The following is a 23,543-nucleotide window of genomic DNA, read 5'->3' as shown; positions in this document are numbered from 1 at the left end:
TTTATTAAATAGACCCGCATGTTTTTAGACGAAATGTATTTTTTATTAAGGTTAATTTTTTAAGCGAATCTGCGACTGTTTTCTAAAAACAAAAAACTTACGAAAATTCTATAACTACCTAATGCCATCATTTACGCATTAATCAAACATGGGCCATTAATAATCATGTATTAATTACTTAGTTTCCATCATCCCAAGAATTCAAAAAATCTGCAAGAATATCACCATGACACGCTTTCGGTTTACAAAAGCATCCCAATCGTTTTCCCGCCAACTTATACACTTCCGACTTTTCTTTATTTGGAAACTTTTCATAATCAAAGTCATATTTAAACTTTCGAATAACCTCTTCCCGATCATCACCTTCTTCATACATGGAATAAGGATTTCCCCAGTAAGATCCACGACCAATATACTCATAACTATGCGTACTCTTATCTTTCTGGTATTCAGTATCTATTTTTATATTTACGACCCGCGTTATAGGAATATAAACGACCCTCAGGGGTAATCCGCTAGATCGCAAGCTATTAGTTTCTTCTGGAAACTCTTCCCCATCATCAAATATAATTGCATGAGTTATATCATCAACGCTCCAATTAATCAGTTGTTTTCCTTGCAATTCGCTAGGCTTCTCATCACAAAATCGTCGAATGAATTCATTATGATCATGTGAATATATTAGAGACACATCTCCCAAGCTCGAAATTATTTTCCTTACTTTTCTGGAAAACTTCGAGTAGCAGTTAAAAACCTTTGGATAAACAATCAGAACATCAGCCATCAGTATAAATGCTTCACTTTGAGATTTAGATTTGAATGCTCATTAAGATACTCGACAACTAATCTTCTATGGCAAAAATGTGGTTCATGCTCACTACACAGCAAACAACCATGATCTAGCAATTCTGGCACAATTGATTTTTCAACATTTCTTTGAGCCATAAGATTCATAAATTTTTCCTCATAAATATACCAAGAAATCTCTCCTTTCTTATACGAATCTAAAATATCTTTAGTTGGTGCAAATTCTGGCATATGAATATATTCCGCAGCACAAAGCTCTTTCAAAAAGAACTTTAGATCATCCTTTTTTGCAAAACCTGCCAATTGAGATATATTATTTAGGCGAACATCAATAAGCCTTTTAACGCCAGAGGTTTTCAAAAATTTAAAAAAATTTTCAGCATTTTTTTGTGTGAAACCGATAGTGTAAATATCCATGAAAGCCTCAGAAAATTGTAGCTACAAGTTTGTAACAATACCCGTTGTATTCTTCACCAAGACTTACACAAAGAATGTGATTAAATTCGCGATTATCTTTTACTATTTCGTCAAATTTTGGGTCGGTCACTGCCAGATCATAAGCGATACTGTTATACGAAAAAGATGCTCTCCGTTTACCACCATCTTTATTATAGAGCCTAAGCCTTTCTACTTGAATGAGGTAAAGTGATTGGGAAACACTATAAATGCCAGAAGTGATAAGAGCATGTTGCACCCTATTATCTGGTCCCCATATATCAACAGGCTCGTCAAGATATTGAGGTAGCTCTCCTAACCCTATAGAAAAGTTTTGATGCCATAAATTTCCATCTATCAGATAATTTTCCGGCTGATGTGGAAGCGGAACATGCCGGGAAAATCCCATTTGGATCTTTTGAAGTGGTTTTACACCATAAGTGCCGTAAGGATTTCGATATTTTGCTTGCTCATGACTTAACTCGGCACCTTGTGGATTAGATACGGGCCTAATCCATCTGCCAGTGCTCATACACTTACCGGCCACACAATGCTGTCCATGCTTTACGGAGTTTGCCAGTATAACTATTTCAACCATATCAGCATCAACTGTATCTATCTTTACCATTTGTTTCTTATGGTGATTCAATAAACTCCACACCTGCTCGCTAACTAATTTGAAATTAAACTTACCAAGAACAAGTTTTTCAATTAATTTATAGTCGCTACATCCGTCAATTACGATTTCATCTTTGATAGCGGCGTAAATCTCTGAGAGTTTAATGGGACTAGGCATGATCTCGATTTCCAAGTAAAAATCCGTGATTCTTCAATATATTGAAACTTTCTTATTTAAAAATGATAGACGGGTTTAATCGAATTTATATTGATATAGATTCAATAACTGTTTTGGGCACATTGACGACCTTCAATCTGTTGTAATTCATAAACTCAATCTACGCTACCTGCCGCAACCTATCGGCACCCCTTTACTTTAAATTCGTTGCAGCTCGCAAGCATGGATTACGTGTTTTTAAACTTTTGAGATAGATATAACAAGCGTTTATCTACCATGCCAATCAACAAAAACCCATTACACCTTATTACAAAGGCAATGCGCTGACGCTCGCAGCAAATCCACCTAGGATTTTAAATAAATCTCAATATCCGCTTTCCTGGCAGCTTTAATAAGATCTTTGTCGAGCGTTGCCAAAGGTAAGCCCTCACGGATTGCAAGCTCAAGATAAGCGGCGTCATAACTACTGAGTTTGTAGGCGCGCGCTAAAGACATGGTTCTTGTAAAAGATTGGCGCGCAGTGAGTGGATCAATATGCAGTGGAAGGTTTTCTAACTGGGCAATAAAACGCTCGATTTCGCCTAGCGTGGTGTCGCCACGGTTTTCAGCTCCCAACAACACATTGGTAGCTTCCAAATGCCACAGGTTAGGCACAAAAGCATCAGCATCTGCAAGACTGAGCAATACCGCTTCTGCATATTCTTGATCTGCGTGCTTTTCACTTTCCAGATGCCAGCGCATCGCCACTGAGTTATCCAAAACAAATGCTGTCATTTACGCCCCGATTCCTTGAGCTCAGTTAATACTACATCGCTAATTTTGTGTTTTTTTGCTTTCAATATGGTGGCTATAGCAGCTTCTGTTTTGAGCCTATCGCTCGCGCGACTCGGTATAACATCAGCAATAGGTTTGCCACGGTTTGTAATAGTGAATGCTTCGCCCGCCTCTACACGGCGAAGGATTTCAGGAAGCTTGGTTTTGGCTTCGTAGGAGCCGATTTCTTCTAACATGGGCACACCCTCAGTTGACCTGTAGACCAGTATAGTGGTCTACAGGCGAAGATCAAGACATTAGACCAGATGTATGGTCGGTTAAAAGCATTAAGGGGCACCGGGTATGCATACCAGTATCCAGATATGACGACATACGCCTCAAAGGCCCACCCCCACCACCAACATGAATAATATTCACCTTTTCATGAATTATTATCGTTTTTGTTCATGCAGCCATTCCAGTATAAAGACAACCTGTACTTAACCAGAGCCAAAATCACCCTTGCCTCTTAATCAGGTTGCGACATCGCCATGAACAACGATTTTACTTTTAGCATCAAAAGCATTGGTTTCGATGAGAACTATCATCCGGCGGACAATACGCGGGCCACGACTAACTTTGCCAATTTGGCGAGGGGTGCCAGCCGGCAAGAGAATTTACGCAATGCGCTGACGATGATTGATAACCGCTTTAATGCCTTGGCGCATTGGGATAACCCCAAGGGGGATCGCTATTCGCTGGAGTTGGAAATTATTTCAGTGGAAATGGACCTTGAGCGCACCGGAAAAGGCGACGCTTTCCCTGCGATTGAAATTTTAAAAACCACTATTCTGGATCACTACAACAACCGGCGTATTGAAGGCATTGTGGGAAATAACTTTTCCTCTTATGTGCGCGATTATGACTTTAGTGTGCTGCTGTTAGAGCACAACAAAAACCAAACCACATTCAGTATTCCCGATAATTTTGGCGATTTACACGGCAAGTTATTCAAACACTTTGTGAACTCTACAACGTACAAAACGCATTTTAATAAACCGCCGGTGATCTGCCTGAGTGTTTCCGATAACAAAACCTACAAACGCACTGAAAACCAGCACCCGGTACTGGGCGTTGAATACCAGCCCAATGAATCCTCATTGACTGAACAGTATTTTAAAAAGATGGGCTTGGCGGTGCGCTATTTTATGCCGCCCAATAGCGTCGCGCCTTTTGCGTTTTATTTCTTTGGGGATTTGCTGGTGGATTACACCAACCTTGAGTTGATCAGCACCATTAGCACTATGGAAACTTTCCAAAAAATTTATCGCCCTGAAATTTATAACGCCAATGCGGTAGCGGGAGCCTATTACAAACCCAATTTAAAGAATCAGGATTATTCATTAACCAAAGTAGTGTATGACCGCGAGGAACGCAGCCGGTTGGCGATTGAGCAGGGAAAATTTGCTGAAAAACAATTCATCAAACCCTACCAGCGCATTCTTGAGCAGTGGTCTGCCAACTACGCGTTTTAATTCGCCAAGCGGCTGATTTTTTTGGATACCCGCTTTCGCGGGTATGACGGGAAGTGAATATTTCAGAGCTTCCCGATAACTCTTAAATAGAAAAGATTATTCACTATGAAAACATTATTGCCCACATCCACCGCTGGCAGCTTACCCAAGCCTTCCTGGCTTGCACAGCCTGAAACACTTTGGTCGCCCTGGAAATTACAAGGTGATGAATTGCGTGAAGGTAAACAAGACGCGCTGCGTTTGTCATTGCAGGAACAACAACAGGCGGGGATTGATATTGTTGGCGATGGTGAGCAATCGCGCCAACATTTTGTGACTACCTTTATTGAGCACCTGAGCGGCGTTGATTTTGCGCAGCGCGAAACGGTGAGAATTCGCAATCGCTATGATGCGAGTGTACCCACGGTAGTGGGCGAGGTGTCGCGTCAGAAGCCGGTGTTTGTTGATGACGCAAAATTTCTGCGCGCGCAAACCACACAACCGATTAAATGGGCCCTGCCCGGCCCCATGACCATGATTGATACACTTTACGATGGTCACTATAAAAGCCGCGAAAAACTGGCTTGGGAATTCGCCAAAATTCTCAACCAGGAAGCGAAAGAATTAGAGGCGGCAGGTGTAGACATCATCCAGTTTGATGAACCGGCTTTTAATGTGTTTTTTGATGAGGTAAATGACTGGGGCATTGCCACACTAGAAAGAGCACGCGAAGGGCTTAAATGCGAAACCGCCGTACATATTTGTTATGGCTACGGTATTAAAGCCAATACCGAATGGAAAAAAACGCTGGGTTCTGAATGGCGGCAATACGAAGAGATTTTTCCCAAACTGCAAAAATCCAACATCGATATTATCTCGCTGGAATGCCATAACTCACGCGTGCCAATGGAATTACTGGAACTGATTCGCGGCAAAAAAGTCATGGTCGGTGCGATTGACGTGGCCACCAACACCATCGAAACGCCTGAAGAAGTCGCTGCTACTTTACGCAAAGCATTGCAATTTGTAGATGCCGACAAACTCTGCCCCTGCACCAACTGCGGCATGGCACCTTTATCCCGCCAAGTCGCTCTCGGTAAATTGAAAGCCTTAAACGCAGGCGCGGAAATTGTGCGCAAGGAACTTACAGGTTTGTAGGTTGGGCAGCCATGCCCAACAATATTGTTTGATTCCAAGATGTTGGGCATGGCTGCCCAACCTACGTTATACGCACTATTAATCGGCCCAATGGGTAAAATGCTTTTTACCTGTGTTCAATCAAATCACACGTCACCACAATAAGCTCAGTGCGCGTGCCCCTGCGTCCATGCAGGAAACGGATCAGGTAATGTTTTCCAATACTCCTGGCCTTTTAATACTTCATCTTCAGTGAGCAAGCATTGATCCAGCTGCTCAACCACAAACTCTTTATCGATATTTTGGCCAATAAACACCAACTCCTGGCGCATATCGCCAAAGGGTTCCACCCATTTATCCATAATGTAATTCACATGTTCTTCATCGCTCGGCCATTGTTCTTTGGGAATCGCTTTCCAGAACATTCCGGCTGCGCCGTGTTGCGCAATGCCGCCCGCCTGACTCCACTGGCCGGCCCATTGCGGGCGTGATGCAAGCCAGAAAAATCCTTTTGAACGCAGCAGTTTTCCTTTTACCGCCGGGCTTGAGAAAAACTCATAAATTTTTTGCGGGTGAAACGGGCGGCGTGCATGGTAGGTAAAACTACTGATGCCATATTCTTCGGTTTCCGGTGTATGTTCGCCGCGCATTTCTTTTAACCAGCCCGGTGCTTGCTGGGCTTTTTCAAAATTGAATTTTCCGGTATTGAGGACTTTATCGAGCGATACGTTTCCGCGCTCAACGGGAATAATTTCAGCGTCTGGGTTGAGCTTGGTTAAAATCGCATAGAGTTCTGCCAGTTTTTCTTTTGAAATTAAATCGGTTTTGCTGATTAACAACACATCACAAAATTCGATTTGATCAACGAGCAAATCTGCCACATTGCGCTCGTCGTCTTCACCCAGGCTTTCACCGGTTTCTTGTAGCGAGAAAGCGTCGTAATAGTCATCTAAAAAATTTACTGCATCAACGACGGTCACCATAGTGTCCAAGCGTGCAACTTGCGAGAGGCTTTGGCCGTCTTCATCTTCAAACGTGAATGTCTCTGCAATCGGCAAGGGTTCAGAAATGCCGGTGGATTCAATCACCAGATAATCAAAGCGGCCTTCTTTGGCCATACGGTTTACTTCCACCAGCAAATCTTCACGCAGGGTGCAGCAGATGCAGCCGTTGCTCATCTCCACCAGTTTTTCTTCGGCCCGATTTAATTCCACCTGATTTTGAATCAGCGATGAATCAATGTTCACTTCGCTCATGTCATTCACGATGACCGCAACGCGGCGGTTTTCGCGATTGTTCAAAATATGATTGAGCAAGGTGGTTTTACCGGCACCTAAAAAGCCGGAGAGGACGGTAACGGGAAGTCGGTTCATGGGGTCGCCTGTGTAATTTTTGCCATAACAGATACGTTATAATATAACATTATCGGTAAAAACCACTAGCCCAGCAAGCAGCTTGACAAAATGATCATTTATAAAGGGGATAGCTATACAAGGAGCGATTTAGGCGAGAGAGGAGCGCTGGCTATGCTCACCGGCGAGCGCCGGGAGCATAGGATTGGGCGGTTTTATTTCAGCACACGGCTCGAACTGGCGGGGTGCCAAGGCTCAGGCACGTAGCGGGTGCGCGCCAGGAATTTGTAATAGTCCAGGTTATGTTTTGGCTGCTCATAACCGGCAGGGATCGCCCGGCCGGAATAAGTTTGGAAGTAGAGCACACAGGAATCGCGCCAGATAATCGCATCGCGCTCCTGCACTTTTAACAGTGCTTTCACTTGCTCAAAACGCGCCGCATCCACATAGGATTTTTGCGCGTCCCAAGTGGTTTGCATAGCGCGCACCTGCTCTACCCCTTCGTAATATTTGTGTACCAATTCCTCCCAGAGTGTGCGGCCGGATTTCATTTTGTGATCCCAACTGACGTGATGGAACCAGAGTAATAATTCCTCAGGCACTGCATTCAGGTCGCCATACAACTGGGCGACTGGCGCCGGGTACTGGGCGATGGCATTGGAGCCGGTTTTGGTGCGATCAAAACCCAAACCGGTTTTGGAAGCGCGATGGTAATAAATAGCAGTCCAATCCGGGCGCTCGGAATTTTCCGTCCAGGGCGCGGGGCCGTAGTGATCGCCCTGCGAATAGAGGTGCGTCAAACCCAGTGGCGAGCGATAGTTAACGCCGGCTTCGCGCGACATTAGCATTAGGGCTTTCATGGGTTCGATGAATTTTTCTTCATTGGAAAAAGTCATGCGCAACCATTCTTCTGCAGCAGCCTCCGCGCTGATTTCGTGATCCCATGCCATGCGGCCAAAGGCATACCAACTGGATTGCACAAAGGGGTGGCCTGTCCAGTTGCGATCGGTACCCGGGTTGATAACCGCCGCCATGCCCGTGTGTTTGGTGTTAAACACCTTGCCTTCAAGAATATTGCCGATAGTCGAACCCTCGCCTTTTACAAAGGTATCGGTGCGCAGGGATTCTTCAAATAATGGGCCTTGGTAGGCAAGGTGGGTAGCAAAACCAAAATATTCCTGGGTGACCTGGAACTCCATCATCATGTTGGTTTTTTCCATGCCGGAAAATAATGCGGAATAGGGTTCGCGCGGCTGGAAATCGATGGGGCCATTTTTAACTTGCAGAATCACGTTGTCTGCAAATTTTCCATCCAGGTGTTTGAACTCATCGTAAGAACCGCGAAAGCGGTCGCCAATGTCAGGGCTATAGACAAAGGCGCGCCAAAATACAACGCCACCAAAGGGCTTTAAGGCTTCGGCCAGCATATTGGCGCCATCGGCGTGATCGCGCTTGTAATCCTGCGGGCCGGGCTGGCCTTCGGAATTCGCTTTCACTAAATAGCCGCCAAAATCGGGGATGTAGTCGTAGACTTTTTTGGTGCGCTCCTTCCACCACTGCTGCACCTTGGGATCGAGCGGATCGGCCGTTTCCAAATCGCCAAAGGCGCGCGGTGAATTGTAATTAATCGACAGATACACTTTGATGCCGTAAGGGCGAAACACATCAGCCAGTGCCGCAATTTTTTCTAAAAATTGATCGCTCAACACGCGGGGGTCGGCGTTCACATTATTGAGTACCGTGCCATTAATACCCAGCGATGCATTGATACGCGCGTAATCTTCATAGCGCGGGGATTTGTAATCCGGCAAAGTTCCCCAATCCCAGAGCGATAAACCGGCATAACCGCGCTCCACTACCCGATTTAAATTATCCCAATGATTTACTACACGATGCTGCAATTTTGGTGCGGATTTTATCGCCAGGTTTTGCAGTGAATGGTTTGTTTGCAACAGGCGCAAAAAGTGAAAACTGCCGTAGAGCGCGCCTATATCGGTGTTGGCTGCAATCACTATCACCAAGCGTTTATTCAGGGTTTTATTCGCAATGATGTACCCCTCGTCACCCAATGCCGATAACTCCTGCTCCATTCCCAGTGCAGCAATCATGGTTGAGTTTTTTGGGGTTCCCACAAGCAGCGCATGTTTCACCGGTTTGTTACTGGCAGGCGCACTGCCAATCACAGAGGCAAGCGGTTTGGCAAGCAGGCTACCCAAGCCGCGCTGCAATTCCGCCGCCGCTTTTTGCATAGTGGCAGAATCGCCTTCAACCACTAATTGGCTGATTTGCGCGCGGTAGCTTTTGAGCTGTTGTTGATTGGCAACCGGCTGATAGCGCAGCCACATTTCATAGCCATCCTCAGCAATCGCGCTAGAGGAAAAGATCAACGGGAATAAAAAACAGAGTACCCAATATTTATTGATATAGGCTTTTCTCACGCGACACCCCTTATAAACGTTTCTTTATTTGCTGAAATGGCAATTGCTGCGTATCTTATAGTCATAACAAATATATCACTTGTATACAAGAATACCAAGCCGATTTTTATCCATGAAAATGTAAAGTTTTATCCACAACAATAACCTTAGGGGATTTACCTATGAATATCTCACGTCGGCAATTGTTTGCACTCACCGGCGCAGGGCTTGCACTGAGCCAGGCTGCCAGAGTCACTGCAGCGACCAAAGCATTGGAGCAAACCGGGCTTAAAACAGCCTACAAGGATAATTTTCTAATTGGCGCTGCGCTCAATGCCAACATAGCCACAGGTTCCGATGAAAAACTGAATGCCTTGATCAGTAAAGAGTTTAATTCCATTACCCCGGAAAACTGTATGAAATGGGGCGTATTGCGCGATGCCCAGGGCCAGTGGAACTGGACTGATGCCGACAATTTTGTGGCCTTTGGCACCAAGTACAATATACACATGGTGGGTCACACCCTGGTATGGCACAGCCAGATTCACGATGAAGTCTTTAAAAAAGCCGATGGCAGCTACATTAGCAAAGACGCGCTGCAGAAAAAAATGGAAGAGCACATCACCACACTTGCAGGCCGCTATAAAGGCAAACTGCCCGCGTGGGATGTAGTGAATGAAGCGGTGGGCGATGACAATAAAATGCGCGATAGCCATTGGTACAAAATCATGGGCGATGATTTTATTTACAACGCCTTTGCCTTGGCACACGAGGTAGATCCCAAAGCTCACCTGATGTACAACGATTACAACATTGAGCGCACCGGTAAACGCGAAGCAACCGTTGACATGCTTAAACGTATGAAAAAACGCGGTATGCCAATTCACGGTTTAGGTATTCAAGGGCATTTGGGCATAGACACACCGCCCATCGACGAAATTGAAAAAAGTATTATCGAATTTGCCAAATTGGGCTTGCGTGTCCATTTCACTGAATTGGATATAGATGTATTGCCATCGGTATGGGATTTACCGGTCGCAGAAGTCTCCACCCGTTTTGAATACAAACCCGAGCGCGACCCTTACATCAAAGGGTTACCGCAGGAAATGCAAGACAAACTGGCCAAACGCTACGAGGATTTATTCAAACTATTTATTAAACACAGCGATAAAATTGACCGCGTAACTTTTTGGGGGGTAAGCGATGATGCGAGTTGGCTTAATGGTTTCCCCATTCGCGGCCGCACCAACTACCCACTCTTGTTTGATCGTCAATTGCAACCCAAAGATGCCTACTTCCGCCTCTTGGATTTAAAACGTTAAGCGCAAAATAAAAATCCCGCATCACCGGGTGATGCGGGATTCTTTTTAAGAAAGAATCACATTACCACTGCATTTTCTTTTCAATAAACGCCGTTAACAACTCAGCATTTGCTTTGTGCTGTGCAATACGCGGATGCTGCCCATAGCCGGTAAAGGGAAAGAAAATAGTATCCAGTTTTTTATCATTATTTTCCTGCTGCATGCGCGCCACCGCCGCTTTTACATAACCGGGCCAGGTTGGGTTTGCAGTGGCATCCATACTGCCCAGCGCACAAATAATGTGTGCATTCGGGTATTTGGCGCGGATGCTGCGCACAAAATCAATATAGGCCTGAATTTTTTGCTCATCCGTTGGGTGCGGCTGCAATTTTCTATCGCGATCCGTCAACCAACTATCGTTCTGGAACAAATTAATGACGACTAGATCGGGCGTCCAGCGGGAGAAATCCCATTGGCTATCGTTATTCCCCACGGCATTTAGCTGGTCATAAAACTGCGGCATGATAAACGGAAACCAGCTGATCATAATGCCAATACCACTTTGTGAAATGGTGTGTAATTCCGCATTCAAGTTGCGTGCGGTAATGGCACCATAGGCCCAATAATTATTTTTTTCACTGAGCAAATGATCGGCACCATTATCGGCGCCTTCATTGCCCATACCGCTGGTAATGGAATCCCCGTAAATTTCCATGCGGCGTCTAGGGCGCGCCGGCGGTTTTAGAAGGCTGGCATCTTTATCCAATACCAAGCCTTTAAAATGGGTAGCGCCCTCCTCGCCTTCGGTGCGTTTATAAATTTCCAGGCTGTGGTTGCCCGGTTTTAACGCCGTGCTAATGACATAGGTGTGTTCACCTTGTTTGGCTTCAAGCACGTAGGGGTGCTGGGTTTCGCCATCCACAATCACATTAAAAAAATTTTTCCCCAACTGGTCATCCAGAACAATGGCGAGCGATGTGCCGGTGAAATTCGCTTTAATACTGGAGCCAGGCCAGGAGAGCTGCGGGGCTTTTTTATCGCTAAAGTCGATGCGCCCGGTATAAAGATATTGTGGGTTATCGGCACCGATGTTTTGTACCGGCTCAGCCGAGGCAATACTGGTAAGGCCGAGCACTCCCAGTAAAAAAAGAGGGATTAATTTCATTGTAGTTCTCGTCAGGAATCTGTTGGTGGCAAAGGGTTTATAAAACTTATGGTTGATGATTTCCGCTGTCCTGCATCTGGCCTTGGTTGATCAGCCAGTGTTTGCTTCTAGTTATGGGCAGCCATACTAAATCCAGAGGGGTTAAATTGCCACGCAACCCCGGCGCGCATATTACAAAGAAGGGTAAATTCTTGCCCGCACGCCCCCCGGATCATCGGCAAGCGAGTAGACAAAACCAAGCGGCCTTGTTATGGTTTGCCCATGAATTATTCAATACTCACCTCCATTTCGCTTGTTCTTACCGCGCCGGAAGCCGCTTCCGCTCGCGTCTTTGTGGTATCTGGCGATTAAGTTATTGCCAACTTAATCGCCGCAAACCCTCTTTGTTGTTTTACTCCTGATTAGTTTTACTTCTGTTTTTTTTAATTAAACACCGGACAGTCACACTGGCTGCCGTCAGTTATTTTGGATATTTTTATGAGCAACAAAAAAAGCAGTGCATTGGTTATTACCAAAATTGACTACGCACAATTAATGCAATTGATTGAACAAAGTGATTCGGATGCCGCAGATGCTCTGGACCAAGAGATAAGCAGGGCCAAAATTGTGGAAACTCACAAGCTCCCCAGCAATGTGGTGGCGATGAATAGCAAAGTGACTTTTTGCGATTTGGACTCCAACGAAGAAAAAACCATTCAACTGGTTTACCCACAGGATGCGGATGTAAGCCAGATGAAAATATCGGTGTTATCGCCAGTGGGCAGCGCGCTTATTGGTTTGAAAATAGGCGGTGCGATTGAATGGCCAGTGCCGCTGGGCAAGGTGCGCCGGTTAAAAGTGATTGCGGTGGAACAAGCGCAGTAACGCAACTCACAGGCAATCAAAAAACAAACAAATAAAAAAGCAAAAAGGCCGATGCTGTTCACATCGGCCTTTTTGTTTTGCAAGGGCGTTAGCGCGCAATTATTTCAGATCAAAACGATCTGCATTCATCACTTTTACCCAAGCGTTTACAAAGTCTTTTACGAACTTTTCGCGGTTGTCGTCTTGTGCATAGACTTCGGCGTAAGAACGTAAAATCGAGTTGGAACCAAACACCAGGTCAACACGGGTTGCCGTCCATTTCACAGTGCCGGTTTTGCGCTCAACAATGTTGTAAGAGTTTTTACCGGTAGGTTTCCATTGGTAGTTCATGTCGGTGAGGTTAACAAAGAAGTCGTTGCTTAATACACCGACTTTATCGGTAAACACACCGTGTTTGCTGCCACCGTGATTGGTGCCCAGCACACGCATACCGCCAATCAACACCGTCATTTCCGGTGCGGTTAAACCCATTAGCTGCGCGCGGTCGAGCAGCATTTCCTCTGGCTGTACCACATAATCTTTTTTCACCCAGTTGCGGAAACCGTCGTGCACTGGCTCCAGCACCGCGAAGGATTCTGCATCGGTCTGTGCATCAGTGGCATCACCGCGACCGGCAGCAAAAGGTACGGTGATATTGACACCCGCATCTTTTGCGGCCTTTTCAACCGCTGCTGTACCTGCCAACACAATCAAATCGGCAATGCTGACTTTTTTGCTCAAACCCGCCTGGATATTGGTCAACACACCCAGCACTTTTTGCAAACGCGCCGGCTCGTTGCCCTCCCAATCTTTTTGCGGGGCGAGACGAATACGTGCACCGTTAGCGCCGCCACGGAAGTCCGAACCGCGGAAGGTACGTGCACTGTCCCAAGCAGTGGCAACCAGTTCAGCAACACTTAAACCGCTGGCTAGAATTTTGGCTTTCAGGTCGGCGACTTCAGCATCACTTAAGGTGTAGTCAACAGTGGGAACCGGGTCTTGCCAGATCAAATCTTCCGCCGGTACATCCGCACCCAAGTAACGCGCTTTGGGGCCTAAATCGCGGTGAGTCAATTTGAACCAGGCGCGCGCAAAGACTTCAGAGAAGTAGGCTGGATCTTTGTAGAAACGCTCGGAAATTTTGCGGTACTCAGGGTCAACCTTCATCGCCATATCCGCATCGGTCATCAAGGGCATGCAGCGAATGCTGGGGTCTTCCACATCCACGGGCATGTCTTCTTCTTTGATATCGACGGGTTTCCACTGCCAGGCACCGGCCGGGCTTTTGGTCAATTCCCACTCGTGGTTAAGCAGCATTTCAAAATAGCCGTTATCCCATTGGGTCGGGTTGGTGGTCCACGCACCTTCAATACCGCTGGTAACTGTATCGCGGCCAACGCCACGGGTTTTGTGATTCACCCAGCCCAAGCCCTGCTCTTCAATACCGGCCGCCTCTGGCTCGGGGCCAAGGTTGGCCGCACTGCCATTGCCGTGGGCTTTACCTACGGTGTGGCCACCAGCCGTAAGCGCAACGGTTTCTTCATCATTCATGGCCATGCGTGCAAAGGTCACACGTATGTCGTTGGCGGTTTTTTGCGGGTCGGGGTTACCGTCCACACCTTCGGGGTTTACGTAGATCAAACCCATCATCACTGCAGCCAGTGGGTTTTCCAAATCGCGCTCACCTGAGTAGCGGCTACCTTCGCCGCCACTTTTGGCCAGCCATTCTTTTTCAGAACCCCAGTAAACATCTTTCTCTGGGTGCCAAATATCTTCGCGGCCGCCACCAAAACCGAAGACTTTCAAGCCCATGGATTCATAGGCCATATTGCCAGCGAGGATCATCAAATCCGCCCAGGACAACTTGTTGCCGTACTTTCTTTTGATTGGCCACAACAAGCGGCGGGCTTTATCCAGGTTGCCGTTATCCGGCCAGCTATTTAAAGGGGCGAAACGCAGGTTACCGGTGCCGGCGCCACCGCGACCATCGGCAATGCGGTAACTACCGGCTGAGTGCCAGGCCATACGAATAAACAAACCGCCGTAGTGGCCCCAGTCGGCTGGCCACCAGTCCTGGCTATCGGTCATCAGGGCTTTGAGGTCGTTTTTAACGGCTTGCAGATCGAGTTTTTTGAATTCTTCGGCGTAGTTGAAGTTTTCACCGAGCGGGTTGGTTTTGCGGTCGTGTTGATGAAGGATGTCGAGATTGAGAGCCTTGGGCCACCAATTCATCACTGACTTGCTTGATTCAGTATTTGCACCATGTGCAAATGGGCATTGACCTGCTGAAGTGTTGTTATTGTCCATAACCTTCTCCTGTTGAGATATTGATTGAGTAAATTGGCTTGCAGTAAGTTGACTCGCTTTCAGCTGACTCACTAGATACAGACTAACCTTAGGCCAATTCTCTCAATTTGATAAATTTATATTTAATAACCAATCAATAGCCTTAACCAATAACAAATTTTATTCACCAACGTCTGGCCAAGCGCGGCCGTGTAACAGCGCAGGTGAAGGAAAGTCTAGAAGAGAATGTGCGGAATACTCTTGCTTCAGCGCAAAAACCGGCGCAAAAACAGAGCAATACTAAATATTCAAAAATGTTTTTATGCGATAAAGGGGAATAGATAAGGGCGAATAACAGCTTCGCCCTTCAAGTCGGTAGCGTCGGTGAGCAGATTGGGCTATTTATGCCGGTATTTTCTGATTAAAGGCGATAAGCGCATCGGGTTTATCGGTAAATACCGCATCCACCCCCAGCTGCTGCATTAACTGCCAATCATCCTCGTGGTTTACGGTATACACCCAGTTTTTCAAGCCGCGCCGCTGTGCATCCTGAATTAATTCCGGGGTAAGAAAACTTAAATGGGTATTAAAGGAATAGGCTTTAAGCGGTTCACAACAGGCGGCGTAATCCAGTGGAATACCTTCGATTAACACCCCTCGTTTAACCTGCGGCATCTGCTGCAAGGCTTGAAATAATTGCTGGTGATCAAAACTGGAAACCGCATACTGCTCGTAACTTCCACCGGACGAATGGAGGTAATCATCCAACTGACGTGCAAGTACAGCGACACAATTCTCGCCTTTGATTTCGATATTCAGCAGCGCCCTATCGCCCACCAATTCCAACACTTGCTGTAAGCGCGGCAGCGCTTCGCCATTTTCCAAACGCTGTGCTTGCAAATAATCCAGCGACTGGGCAGTAATCACTCCCTGCCCGGAAACCACCCGCCCCAAACGGCGATCATGGGTCACAAATAATTCGCCGTGGATTTGAAAAACATCAATCTCCACCGCATATACGCCCAAGTCCAATGCGCGTTTTATCGCCGCCAGGCTGTTTTCCGGTAAGGGGGTTGGCCCCGCTGCGGGGCCGCCGCGATGGGCAATACACAACAAAGGTTTCATAAAGCACTCGTTCAGCTATTCGGTGGGTATAATGTGCGAACGAGTATGGCAGTCGTTAATTGAATCAGCAATGCAGGTGCCAGTGTGGATAATCTACCAACATTTCGGGAAACTATGGATTTTTTACAACAGATAACCAGTCACGGTATCTTCTCCAAAATTATTATCATCCTCAGTTGTATTATCGTTTTTTCACTCGCCTCCAAATTATTGGATCGCATTATTCACGATGTCAGTGTGCGCCGCGCACTGGGCGATTTACGTGTGCTTTACATGACCCGCCTGATGAATATCGGCATGGTGTTTTTGTGTATTGTTGTAATGTGTTTGGTGCTGGGTTTGGGGTACAGCGAGATTTCGGTATTCCTCTCTTCTATTTTTGCGGTAGTGGGTATTGCGCTGTTTGCCCAGTGGTCAATATTGAGCAATGTCACGGCGAGCATGATTATTTTTTTCAGCTTTCCTTACAAAGTAAACGACAGTATTAAAATTTTGGACAAAGACGACGACATGAGCGGTGTGATTATTGAAATCACAATGTTCCACGTCATCCTCAAGCGTGACGATGGCAATATCATCACCTATCCCAACACCTTAATTTTGCAAAAAGCTGTATTGCGCATCGACAAACCGCTTGCAGAAAATCACACTGCAGAAAAACATCACCTGCGCCAAGGCGAACTGGAACTCACCGCCAGCCAACCAGAAAAAATGAAACAACAGTATTAATTTCCGCGATAAAAACTGTAAATAAAAAAGGCGATACCCAGCAACGGGTATCGCCTTTTTACTGTCATCTAGCGATTAAATTTGTACCCGCGTCCCCAATTCAATCACTGCGTTATCAGGTAAACGGAAAAATTCCACTACACCGCCAGCGTTGCGCGACATAGCCGCAAATAATCGTTCACGCCAAGGCGCCATACCACCACCGGGTGTGGAGACAATCGACTCGCGGCTTAAAAAATAACTGGTCTGGAATTGTGGGATGGTTAATCCGAAGCGCTCACAAAGTTTCAACGCGCGCGGCACATCAGGTGCGTCCATAAAACCAAAGTTGACGGTCACACGCCAGAAACTGTTACCCAACTCTTCAAGTTGAATACGTTCATCCTCGCCTACCCAAGGGACATCTTTAAACTGCACGGTCAAGATTAAATTACGCTCATGCAATACTTGATTGTGCTTCAGATTGTGTAGCAATGCCTGCGGAACGGTAGATGCATCCGCCACCATATAAACGGCTACTCGCGCTGCACACTGAATGTCGTTTTGATGCAATGAAGGAAGAAATGACTTTAATTCCAAACCATCGCGATGAATAGATTGCATAACAATTGTCCGGCCACGCTGCCAGGTGCTCATGATCAAAAATAATAGGGCAGCGACCAACAGCGAGAACCAACCACCATCGAAAAATTTAAGTGCACAGCCCGCTACCAAAAAAATATCCACGACCAGGAAAAACAGAGTCGCTCCTATTGCAAGAGGTAATGGTAATTTCCAGCGGCCGCGCACTACAAAAAACGTCAGGCAAGTAGTGGTGGCCATGGTGACAGTCACCGCAATACCGTAAGCGCCTGCCAAGCCGGAAGAGCTGCCAAAGAACAGCACCACCGCAATTACCCCCGCCAATAACATCCAATTTACCGCAGGCATATAGATTTGCCCCGCTTCACGCGCGGAAGTGTGCATGACCGTCATGCGCGGTAAAAAACCCAATTGGATTGCCTGACGCGTCATCGAATAAGCACCGGAAATAACAGCTTGAGAAGCGATAATCGCCGCGAGTGTAGCGATGATTAATGCCGGCCAAATCAGGGTCTGCGGGAAGAGTTTGTAAAACGGATTGGCGATAGCGGTTGGATCGGCTAACAAGAGTGCCCCCTGCCCCATGTAATTCAGTGCAAGCGATGGCAGTACTAAATAGGTCCAGGCAATTTGGATGGGTTTGCGACCAAAGTGACCCATGTCGGCATAGAGCGCCTCCGCCCCGGTCAGTGCCAATACTATGGCGCCAATCGCGGCAAACACATACCAGCTGCGCCCCGCTAAAAACTGCCAGGCCTCCAATGGATTAAGCGCAGCGAGAATCGCCGGTTGGACAATGATGTGGGCAATGCCAGATACCGCCAGCATCAAAAACCAGAGGGTCACTATGGGGCCAAACACTTTACCCATAGCGCCAGTACCAAAGCGCTGTACCAGAAATAAACTGATCAAAATCGCCAGGGTAATCGGGACAACCAATGGCTTTAACGCCGGGGTCGCTACCTCCAGCCCCTCCATGGCCCCTAATACCGAAATCGCTGGCGTGATGATACTGTCGCCATAAAACAAGGTAGCCCCAAATAAACCGAGCATCAGGATCAAGCGACGCAACTGCAGATTTGAACTGACAGTATTGGCAGCAAGCGCTGTCAGCGCCAGTGAACCACCTTCACCGCGATTATCGGCACGCAAAATAAGAATCACGTATTTCAACGTGACCACCAGCATCAATGCCCAAAAAATAGTGGATACGGCGCCGATAATATGACCCGCATCCAAAGGTACGCCAGTTGCCGGAGCAAAAATTTCTTTTACAGTGTACAGCGGGCTGGTGCCTATATCGCCGTAGACAACACCGATGGCGGCCAAGGTGAGTGCAGCCATACTCTGGCGCGCGGGCGTTGAGGGAGACGAAGAACCGGGTTCAAGGGGCAATGAAGAGGAAACAGTCATGGGGAAAAACCTATGCAATGAAGACATTGCCAGTGTTCCCAAGTACGCATCAGGATCGCATAAGTATTAGTAAAACCAGATCAGCTTTCGGTATCCAGTAGGCGATAACCCACCCCCGGCTCGGTTAGCAGCAACTGTGGTTCAGCCGGGTTATCTTCCAACTTGGCGCGCAGTTGTCCCATATACAGGCGCAAATAATGCGTATGTTCCAGATACTCCTGCCCCCACACATCCACCAATAATTGGCGATGGGTAACCACCTGCCCCGCGCTGCGCACCAGCCGCGCCAGTAAATTAAATTCCGTGGGAGTGAGATGAACAACATCATTTTTACGGCTGACACGATGACTGGCGAGGTCGATGATAAGATCACCCTGTTCATAACGAGTGATTGCCGCGCGCAGCGGATTACCACGGTGGCGCAGTGCTACACGTATACGCGCCAATAACTCGCCGATGCTGAAAGGTTTGACCAGATAATCGTCCGCGCCTTGATCGAGCAAACGGATTTTCTGCCCCTCGGCTTCGCGAGCGGAAATGATAATCACAGGTGTGGAATTCCTGCGCCGGAGCTTTAGCAACAACGCGCTGCCGTCACCATCGGGCAGGCCTAAGTCCAGCAGTATCACATCAAACGCCGGTGCACTGGCTTCATCCATTTGGGTTTGGCCGTACATCGCAATCGCCTCAGCCAAACTGGCTGCCGTAAGCACCTGATAACCCTCAACTAGCAATGCCTCGCGCAGAGTAGCGCGCAATTCGCGGTCGTCTTCAACCAATAACAAACGCACACTCATAGTTCAGTTTCCGGGTTGTCAGGCTGGGTGCGCAGCGGCAAATGACATTCAAAACTAACGCCAGCTGAAGTGGTATGAAATTCCAGTTCACCACCATGGGCGCGGGCAATAGCACGGCACAGCGCCAGGCCGATTCCCGCACCACCTGCACCACCGGGCTTGTGTTGATCGCCGCGCTGAAAAACGTCAAATATCTGCTCGTAATCCGCCGCTGCAATGCCAGTTCCCTGATCGCGCACGGCTAATACCAGATAGGACTTGTCGAGATGAACCGACACAGTAATTGGCGATTCGGGCGGGCTGTATTTGAATGCGTTATCGATCAGGTTTTCCAGTAGTTGCGACAGCAACAGGGAATCTCCCCACAACAACGGTAAATCCGGCTCAAGCGTTACACACAACCGCTGCTGGGGATCATGGCTGCGCATCCGGCGCATAACGCTGCCGACAATTTCTTCCGCCGACTCCCAGTCCCCCTGAATTTTGCCAGCAATAGCATCGAGGCGCGCCAGCTGCAGAATATTGCTGGTCAGGCGGCGCAGGCGATCTGCCTCGTCCACTATGCTGCGTGCCAGTTGCTGACGCTGGCCATCAGACAATCGCTCGCCCTGCTGATCAAGAGAAGAAGCGGCCCCCATAATCGTCGCGAGCGGGGTGCGGTAATCGTGGGAGATAGCGGCAAGTAAGGTGCTACGCAAGGTTTGCGCCTGGGCTTGATCGCGCGCCTGCCGTTCCTGTTGCTGGATGTACTGGCGCTCCAGAGCAGCCCCCATTTGATCGCACAACGCCTGAGCTTGAATAAGTTCGGGAAACTCTTCGGCGCTGGTGATACCGGCAATCATCGCCGCACCCGAGGTTATACCGCGGCCGCGCAATGGTAGATAAATCGCGTCTAATTCCTGATAGCGGCCAGTACCAGGCCCCAACGCCTGACCGCTACGCAAACAATGCCAGAGCGCTTCTTCCTGTTCAGGATTAACACTGCCGATACAGCGCAAAAAAGCAGGGTTATTAGTGGATGGAAGCTGCCCTTCAAGCGCAGCCAGCACTACCGGCTGGTTGCTGGACAAGTGTTTCAAGGCTAACTGCAAATCGTTCAACAGCAGCTCCGGTTCGCTGGCATCGCGCAGCTTGTCACCCCAAACACGCAACTCTTCCGCCGCTTGGGCGTAAGCCCGGGCACGGCGCGACTGTTCACGCAAAAACACCATCAAACCCGCAATGATAATGTTCACCAGCATCATGGCTACCAGTAATACCGTGTGCTGGTGCAAATCAATTGCAAAGGTGCCGCGCGGTGGGACGAAGGTCCAATTGAACGCAAACAGCGCCGCCACGCTCGCGAGCAGAGTCACGCTCAGCGGCAGCCAAAGCGCAGCCAGTGCCGAGGTCAGCACCAGAATCAGACTGAGATTAACAGGATCAAAATGGGTATCGAAAAACAACAGCAGGCACCAGCCCAGCAACCAAATTGCCAGGCCGATGATGTATCGCAGAACTTGTTGTGAAGAGACAAATGCATTCATAGGCGAGAGCTTAGCAGCATCGCCATTAGGAACACGTAAGGATTACTGCGGTAAATAGTTACAAAACCGCCACGACCGCCTTGGCCACATAATCCATTTTTTCGGTGGTTAAACCGGCCACGCTGATGCGGCTGTTATCGGTCATGTAAATGCTGTAATCGTTTTTGAGTTTATGTACCTGCTCAACATTCAAACCCAAAAATGAAAACATGCCGCGCTCCTGGGCGATAAAACTGAAGTCACGGCTTTGTTGTAGCGCGTTAAGTGATTGCACCAAGTGCACACGCAAACCGGCGATACGCTCGCGCATTTGCGTGAGTTCGCTGTGCCAGAGCTGGGTGAGTTCGTCGCTGTGCAAAATAATATCCACGATGGTCGCGCCGTGCGCTGGCGGCATGGAGTAAATGGCGCGCGCCACGTTCAGAATTTGGCTAAAACCGGCATCGGCTTGTTGCGGGTTGGCAAACACCAAGCTCAGCGCCGCCGCACGCTCGCGGTACAAACCAAAATTTTTGGAGAAAGAAGTAGCCACAATCATTTCCGGTACACGGGTGGCGAGCATGCGCAGGCCGTAGGCGTCTTCTTCAAGGCCTTCACCGAAGCCTTGGTAGGCCATATCCACAAACGGAATAATGCCGCGCTCAACCAACACCTCGGCCACTTGATCCCACTGGGCGCGGGTTAAATCGGCGCCGCTAGGGTTGTGGCAACAGGCGTGCAGCAAGACCAAATCGCCGCGCGGAATTTGTTTGAGGGTGTCCAGCATCGCGCTGAAATTAATGCTGTGGTTGGCGTAATCGTAATAGGGATATTCGCGCAGCTTGAGGCCGGCACTGCCCAGCAGGGGTACATGGTTGGCCCAGGTTGGCGTACTTACCCAGAGGTTAGCGCCGGGTTTGGCGCGCTGGATTAACTCTGCCGCAACACGCAGTGCGCCACAGCCGCCGGGCGCCTGCACAGTGCGCACACGTCCTGCCTCTACCGCTGGGTGGCCACTGCCAAATACCAAACGGGTAGAGACTTCATTCGCGCCCGGCACACCCGCAGGTGGGGTATAGGCTTTGGTGGTGTCCCGCGCGATACGCAATTTTTCTGCCTCGGCCACGGCGCGCATAATCGGCGTTTGGCCTGCATCGTTTTTGTATACACCTACACCCAAATCTACCTTATTGGGGTTGGTGTCTTTGGCATAGGCGATGCTCAACCCCAAAATCGGGTCATTGGGTAGTAAAGGCAGGACTTCAAACATGGCAGGCTCCGGATTCGCAGGGTCACAGATAGACGGAATTTCGGGGCGCGATTATACGCCCGCACACCGCCCGCGCCAGTAAAATCCCCGCTGGTTTGTGGTAAGTTGCTCGCCCCGTATTAAAGAGACAGCATCATGGCATTGGCTTGGCAAATCGCCCCCCTCGACCACTCTGGCAGCGACGCCATTCAACACCGCATCGACCAAAAAACCAAACCCCTTGGCGCCCTGGGCCAGCTGGAAGCGCTGGCGCTGCAAATTGCGCTGGTGCAACAGCAGCCGCGTTTGAGTATTGAACGGCCATTGATGTTGGTATTTGCTGGCGATCACGGTATAGCCGATGAAGGCGTGAGCATTGCGCCCAGCAGTGTCACCCAACAGATGGTGCTGAATTTTTTAACCGGCGGCGCGGCGATTAATTGTTTTTGCCGCAGCAATCACTTGCCGCTTAAAGTCATAGATGCCGGTATTAAATACGAAATAAAACCCGCACCTTCCGCATTAATTGTGCAACGTATTGCGGCCGGCACGCGCAATTTTGCCCATGAACCCGCCATGACGCTGGCACAGGCTGAACAAGCTTTGTTACTAGGCCAACAACTGGCGCAACACGAAATTGCTGCCGGCTCCAATCTATTGGCCTTTGGTGAAATGGGCATAGGCAACAGCAGTTCAGCGTCCGCAATTTTAGCGGCCCTAAGCGGTGCCGAAGTGGCCCAGTGTGTGGGCAAGGGCACGGGCATAAGCGATGCACAGCTCGCCAAAAAAATCGCGCTGGTTAGCCAGGGTGTTGCGCGCCTTCAGGATAAATCGCCCTTAACCCTGCTCGCCGAATTGGGCGGCTTTGAAATTGCACAAATTTGCGGCGCCATGCTCGCCACTGCGCAAGCCAAAAAATTAATTCTGGTGGATGGTTTTATCGTGAGCGCCGCTGCCTTGCTCGCCACCCACTTTAACCCTAATGCACGCGACTACATGATTTTTGCGCACCAATCCGAAGAGGCGGGGCATCAATTATTGTTGCGATTATTAAACGCTAATCCCCTGCTGGATTTGGGTTTACGTTTAGGCGAAGGCACAGGCGCCGCGCTTGCCTTACCACTGATTCACGCTGCGGTGAGTTTTTACAACCAGATGGCAACCTTTGAAAGCGCGGGCGTGAAGGTTTAATTTTTTGCACCCAGCAGCTCAAATAACAATTCAATCTTCCCAGAGGATGAGCAGATTGCCCTGCAAGACTGTCGGAGACAGGGATGTCGACGACAAGCCTACATGGATGTATTCACAGCGTGTCTTGCAGGGCAATCTGCTCGTCC

At 48.4% G+C, this 23,543-nt stretch carries 20 protein-coding genes; 6 read left to right on the top strand and 14 right to left on the bottom strand.

Annotation, left to right across the window (positions count from 1 at the left end):
• Positions 1-178: 178 nt before the first annotated feature.
• The 5 genes from ACFODX_RS01350 to ACFODX_RS01330 all read right to left on the bottom strand — a co-directional run bounded on the left by ACFODX_RS01350 (position 179) and on the right by ACFODX_RS01330 (position 3,048).
• On the bottom strand, positions 179-784 hold the full coding sequence (locus tag ACFODX_RS01350; protein ID WP_378115292.1) for a DUF4326 domain-containing protein: 606 nt from the start codon (positions 782-784) through the stop codon (positions 179-181).
• On the bottom strand, positions 784-1,224 hold the full coding sequence (locus ACFODX_RS01345; RefSeq protein ID WP_378115290.1) for a DUF488 domain-containing protein: 441 nt from the start codon (positions 1,222-1,224) through the stop codon (positions 784-786). The genes ACFODX_RS01350 and ACFODX_RS01345 overlap by 1 nt, the downstream gene beginning before the upstream one ends.
• 7 nt (positions 1,225-1,231) lie before the next feature.
• Positions 1,232-2,053, bottom strand: a complete 822-nt coding sequence (locus tag ACFODX_RS01340) for a dual OB domain-containing protein (RefSeq protein ID WP_378115288.1) — start codon at positions 2,051-2,053, stop codon at positions 1,232-1,234.
• Positions 2,054-2,383: 330 nt separating this feature from the next.
• Positions 2,384-2,812, bottom strand: a complete 429-nt coding sequence (locus tag ACFODX_RS01335) for a type II toxin-antitoxin system VapC family toxin (RefSeq protein WP_378115286.1) — start codon at positions 2,810-2,812, stop codon at positions 2,384-2,386.
• Complete coding sequence (locus ACFODX_RS01330) at positions 2,809-3,048, bottom strand: type II toxin-antitoxin system Phd/YefM family antitoxin (protein ID WP_378115284.1); 240 nt, start codon at positions 3,046-3,048, stop codon at positions 2,809-2,811. Before ACFODX_RS01330 ends, ACFODX_RS01335 begins: the two co-directional genes overlap by 4 nt.
• Before the next feature lie 294 nt (positions 3,049-3,342).
• On the opposite strand from ACFODX_RS01330, the gene ACFODX_RS01325 reads away from it, so the two are divergent.
• Positions 3,343-4,326: a DUF1852 domain-containing protein gene (locus ACFODX_RS01325; RefSeq protein ID WP_378115282.1), complete on the top strand. Its 984-nt coding sequence runs from the start codon at positions 3,343-3,345 to the stop codon at positions 4,324-4,326.
• A gap of 105 nt (positions 4,327-4,431) precedes the next feature.
• Positions 4,432-5,463: a methionine synthase gene (locus ACFODX_RS01320; protein WP_378115280.1), complete on the top strand. Its 1,032-nt coding sequence runs from the start codon at positions 4,432-4,434 to the stop codon at positions 5,461-5,463.
• 146 nt (positions 5,464-5,609) lie between these two features.
• Here the strand turns inward: ACFODX_RS01320 and zigA are convergent, their stop codons facing one another.
• Both zigA and ACFODX_RS01310 read right to left on the bottom strand, forming a co-directional pair.
• On the bottom strand, positions 5,610-6,815 hold the full coding sequence (gene zigA, locus ACFODX_RS01315) for a zinc metallochaperone GTPase ZigA (RefSeq protein WP_378115278.1): 1,206 nt from the start codon (positions 6,813-6,815) through the stop codon (positions 5,610-5,612).
• 194 nt (positions 6,816-7,009) lie between these two features.
• The gene (locus tag ACFODX_RS01310; RefSeq protein ID WP_378115276.1) at positions 7,010-9,232 is read right to left on the bottom strand and encodes an alpha-glucuronidase family glycosyl hydrolase; all 2,223 of its coding nucleotides are present in this window, start codon (positions 9,230-9,232) and stop codon (positions 7,010-7,012) included.
• Positions 9,233-9,393: 161 nt separating this feature from the next.
• Here ACFODX_RS01310 and ACFODX_RS01305 point away from each other — a divergent pair, with 161 nt between their 5' ends.
• Entirely contained in the window at positions 9,394-10,533 is a 1,140-nt protein-coding gene (locus ACFODX_RS01305; protein WP_378115274.1) for an endo-1,4-beta-xylanase, read from the top strand.
• Positions 10,534-10,594: 61 nt separating this feature from the next.
• Here the strand turns inward: ACFODX_RS01305 and ACFODX_RS01300 are convergent, their stop codons facing one another.
• A complete protein-coding gene (locus ACFODX_RS01300) occupies positions 10,595-11,677 on the bottom strand; it encodes an SGNH/GDSL hydrolase family protein (protein WP_378115273.1) in 1,083 nt (360 codons plus the stop codon).
• Positions 11,678-12,154: 477 nt separating this feature from the next.
• On the opposite strand from ACFODX_RS01300, the gene rnk reads away from it, so the two are divergent.
• Positions 12,155-12,541: a nucleoside diphosphate kinase regulator gene (rnk, locus tag ACFODX_RS01295; protein WP_378115271.1), complete on the top strand. Its 387-nt coding sequence runs from the start codon at positions 12,155-12,157 to the stop codon at positions 12,539-12,541.
• A gap of 99 nt (positions 12,542-12,640) precedes the next feature.
• Here the strand turns inward: rnk and katG are convergent, their stop codons facing one another.
• Positions 12,641-14,827, bottom strand: coding sequence for a catalase/peroxidase HPI (gene katG, locus ACFODX_RS01290; protein ID WP_378115269.1), 2,187 nt, complete (start codon positions 14,825-14,827; stop codon positions 12,641-12,643).
• A gap of 381 nt (positions 14,828-15,208) precedes the next feature.
• Positions 15,209-15,931 carry a glycerophosphodiester phosphodiesterase gene (locus ACFODX_RS01285; protein ID WP_378115267.1) on the bottom strand — a complete coding sequence of 241 codons (723 nt, stop codon included), beginning with the start codon at positions 15,929-15,931 and terminating at the stop codon, positions 15,209-15,211.
• Between the two features lie 84 nt (positions 15,932-16,015).
• Here ACFODX_RS01285 and ACFODX_RS01280 point away from each other — a divergent pair, with 84 nt between their 5' ends.
• On the top strand, positions 16,016-16,660 hold the full coding sequence (locus tag ACFODX_RS01280) for a mechanosensitive ion channel domain-containing protein (protein WP_378115264.1): 645 nt from the start codon (positions 16,016-16,018) through the stop codon (positions 16,658-16,660).
• A 75-nt stretch (positions 16,661-16,735) separates the two neighbouring features.
• On the opposite strand, the gene ACFODX_RS01275 is transcribed toward ACFODX_RS01280, so the two are convergent.
• The 4 genes from ACFODX_RS01275 to ACFODX_RS01260 all read right to left on the bottom strand — a co-directional run bounded on the left by ACFODX_RS01275 (position 16,736) and on the right by ACFODX_RS01260 (position 22,227).
• Positions 16,736-18,655 (bottom strand): potassium transporter Kup, encoded by a 1,920-nt coding sequence (locus tag ACFODX_RS01275; protein ID WP_378115262.1) that lies wholly within the window; start codon positions 18,653-18,655, stop codon positions 16,736-16,738.
• An 80-nt stretch (positions 18,656-18,735) separates the two neighbouring features.
• On the bottom strand, positions 18,736-19,452 hold the full coding sequence (locus ACFODX_RS01270) for a response regulator (protein ID WP_378115260.1): 717 nt from the start codon (positions 19,450-19,452) through the stop codon (positions 18,736-18,738).
• A complete protein-coding gene (locus ACFODX_RS01265) occupies positions 19,449-20,978 on the bottom strand; it encodes a sensor histidine kinase (protein WP_378115258.1) in 1,530 nt (509 codons plus the stop codon). The genes ACFODX_RS01270 and ACFODX_RS01265 overlap by 4 nt, the downstream gene beginning before the upstream one ends.
• A 58-nt stretch (positions 20,979-21,036) precedes the next feature.
• Entirely contained in the window at positions 21,037-22,227 is a 1,191-nt protein-coding gene (locus ACFODX_RS01260; RefSeq protein ID WP_378115256.1) for an amino acid aminotransferase, read from the bottom strand.
• 135 nt (positions 22,228-22,362) lie between these two features.
• Here ACFODX_RS01260 and cobT point away from each other — a divergent pair, with 135 nt between their 5' ends.
• Positions 22,363-23,397 (top strand): nicotinate-nucleotide--dimethylbenzimidazole phosphoribosyltransferase, encoded by a 1,035-nt coding sequence (gene cobT, locus ACFODX_RS01255; RefSeq protein ID WP_378115254.1) that lies wholly within the window; start codon positions 22,363-22,365, stop codon positions 23,395-23,397.
• The last annotated feature ends 146 nt before the right edge of the window (positions 23,398-23,543 follow it).

This window comes from Cellvibrio fontiphilus (genome assembly GCF_042646205.1).
GTDB lineage: Bacteria > Pseudomonadota > Gammaproteobacteria > Pseudomonadales > Cellvibrionaceae > Cellvibrio > Cellvibrio fontiphilus_A.
The sequence above is the reverse complement of the archived record's forward strand: the minus strand, read 5'-3'. Positions and strand labels throughout refer to the sequence as shown.

Bases quoted from the DNA above. Each gene is read 5' to 3' on its own strand.
- ACFODX_RS01350 (WP_378115292.1), bottom strand. From the start codon at position 784: ATGGCTGATGTTCTGATTGTTTATCCAAAGGTTTTTAACTGCTACTCG.
- ACFODX_RS01345 (WP_378115290.1), bottom strand. From the start codon at position 1,224: ATGGATATTTACACTATCGGTTTCACACAAAAAAATGCTGAAAATTTT.
- ACFODX_RS01335 (WP_378115286.1), bottom strand. From the start codon at position 2,812: ATGACAGCATTTGTTTTGGATAACTCAGTGGCGATGCGCTGGCATCTG.
- ACFODX_RS01330 (WP_378115284.1), bottom strand. From the start codon at position 3,048: ATGTTAGAAGAAATCGGCTCCTACGAAGCCAAAACCAAGCTTCCTGAA.
- ACFODX_RS01325 (WP_378115282.1), top strand. From the start codon at position 3,343: ATGAACAACGATTTTACTTTTAGCATCAAAAGCATTGGTTTCGATGAG.
- ACFODX_RS01320 (WP_378115280.1), top strand. From the start codon at position 4,432: ATGAAAACATTATTGCCCACATCCACCGCTGGCAGCTTACCCAAGCCT.
- zigA (WP_378115278.1), bottom strand. From the start codon at position 6,815: ATGAACCGACTTCCCGTTACCGTCCTCTCCGGCTTTTTAGGTGCCGGT.
- ACFODX_RS01305 (WP_378115274.1), top strand. From the start codon at position 9,394: ATGAATATCTCACGTCGGCAATTGTTTGCACTCACCGGCGCAGGGCTT.
- ACFODX_RS01300 (WP_378115273.1), bottom strand. From the start codon at position 11,677: ATGAAATTAATCCCTCTTTTTTTACTGGGAGTGCTCGGCCTTACCAGT.
- rnk (WP_378115271.1), top strand. From the start codon at position 12,155: ATGAGCAACAAAAAAAGCAGTGCATTGGTTATTACCAAAATTGACTAC.
- katG (WP_378115269.1), bottom strand. From the start codon at position 14,827: ATGGACAATAACAACACTTCAGCAGGTCAATGCCCATTTGCACATGGT.
- ACFODX_RS01285 (WP_378115267.1), bottom strand. From the start codon at position 15,931: ATGAAACCTTTGTTGTGTATTGCCCATCGCGGCGGCCCCGCAGCGGGG.
- ACFODX_RS01275 (WP_378115262.1), bottom strand. From the start codon at position 18,655: ATGACTGTTTCCTCTTCATTGCCCCTTGAACCCGGTTCTTCGTCTCCC.
- ACFODX_RS01270 (WP_378115260.1), bottom strand. From the start codon at position 19,452: ATGAGTGTGCGTTTGTTATTGGTTGAAGACGACCGCGAATTGCGCGCT.
- ACFODX_RS01265 (WP_378115258.1), bottom strand. From the start codon at position 20,978: ATGAATGCATTTGTCTCTTCACAACAAGTTCTGCGATACATCATCGGC.
- ACFODX_RS01260 (WP_378115256.1), bottom strand. From the start codon at position 22,227: ATGTTTGAAGTCCTGCCTTTACTACCCAATGACCCGATTTTGGGGTTG.
- cobT (WP_378115254.1), top strand. From the start codon at position 22,363: ATGGCATTGGCTTGGCAAATCGCCCCCCTCGACCACTCTGGCAGCGAC.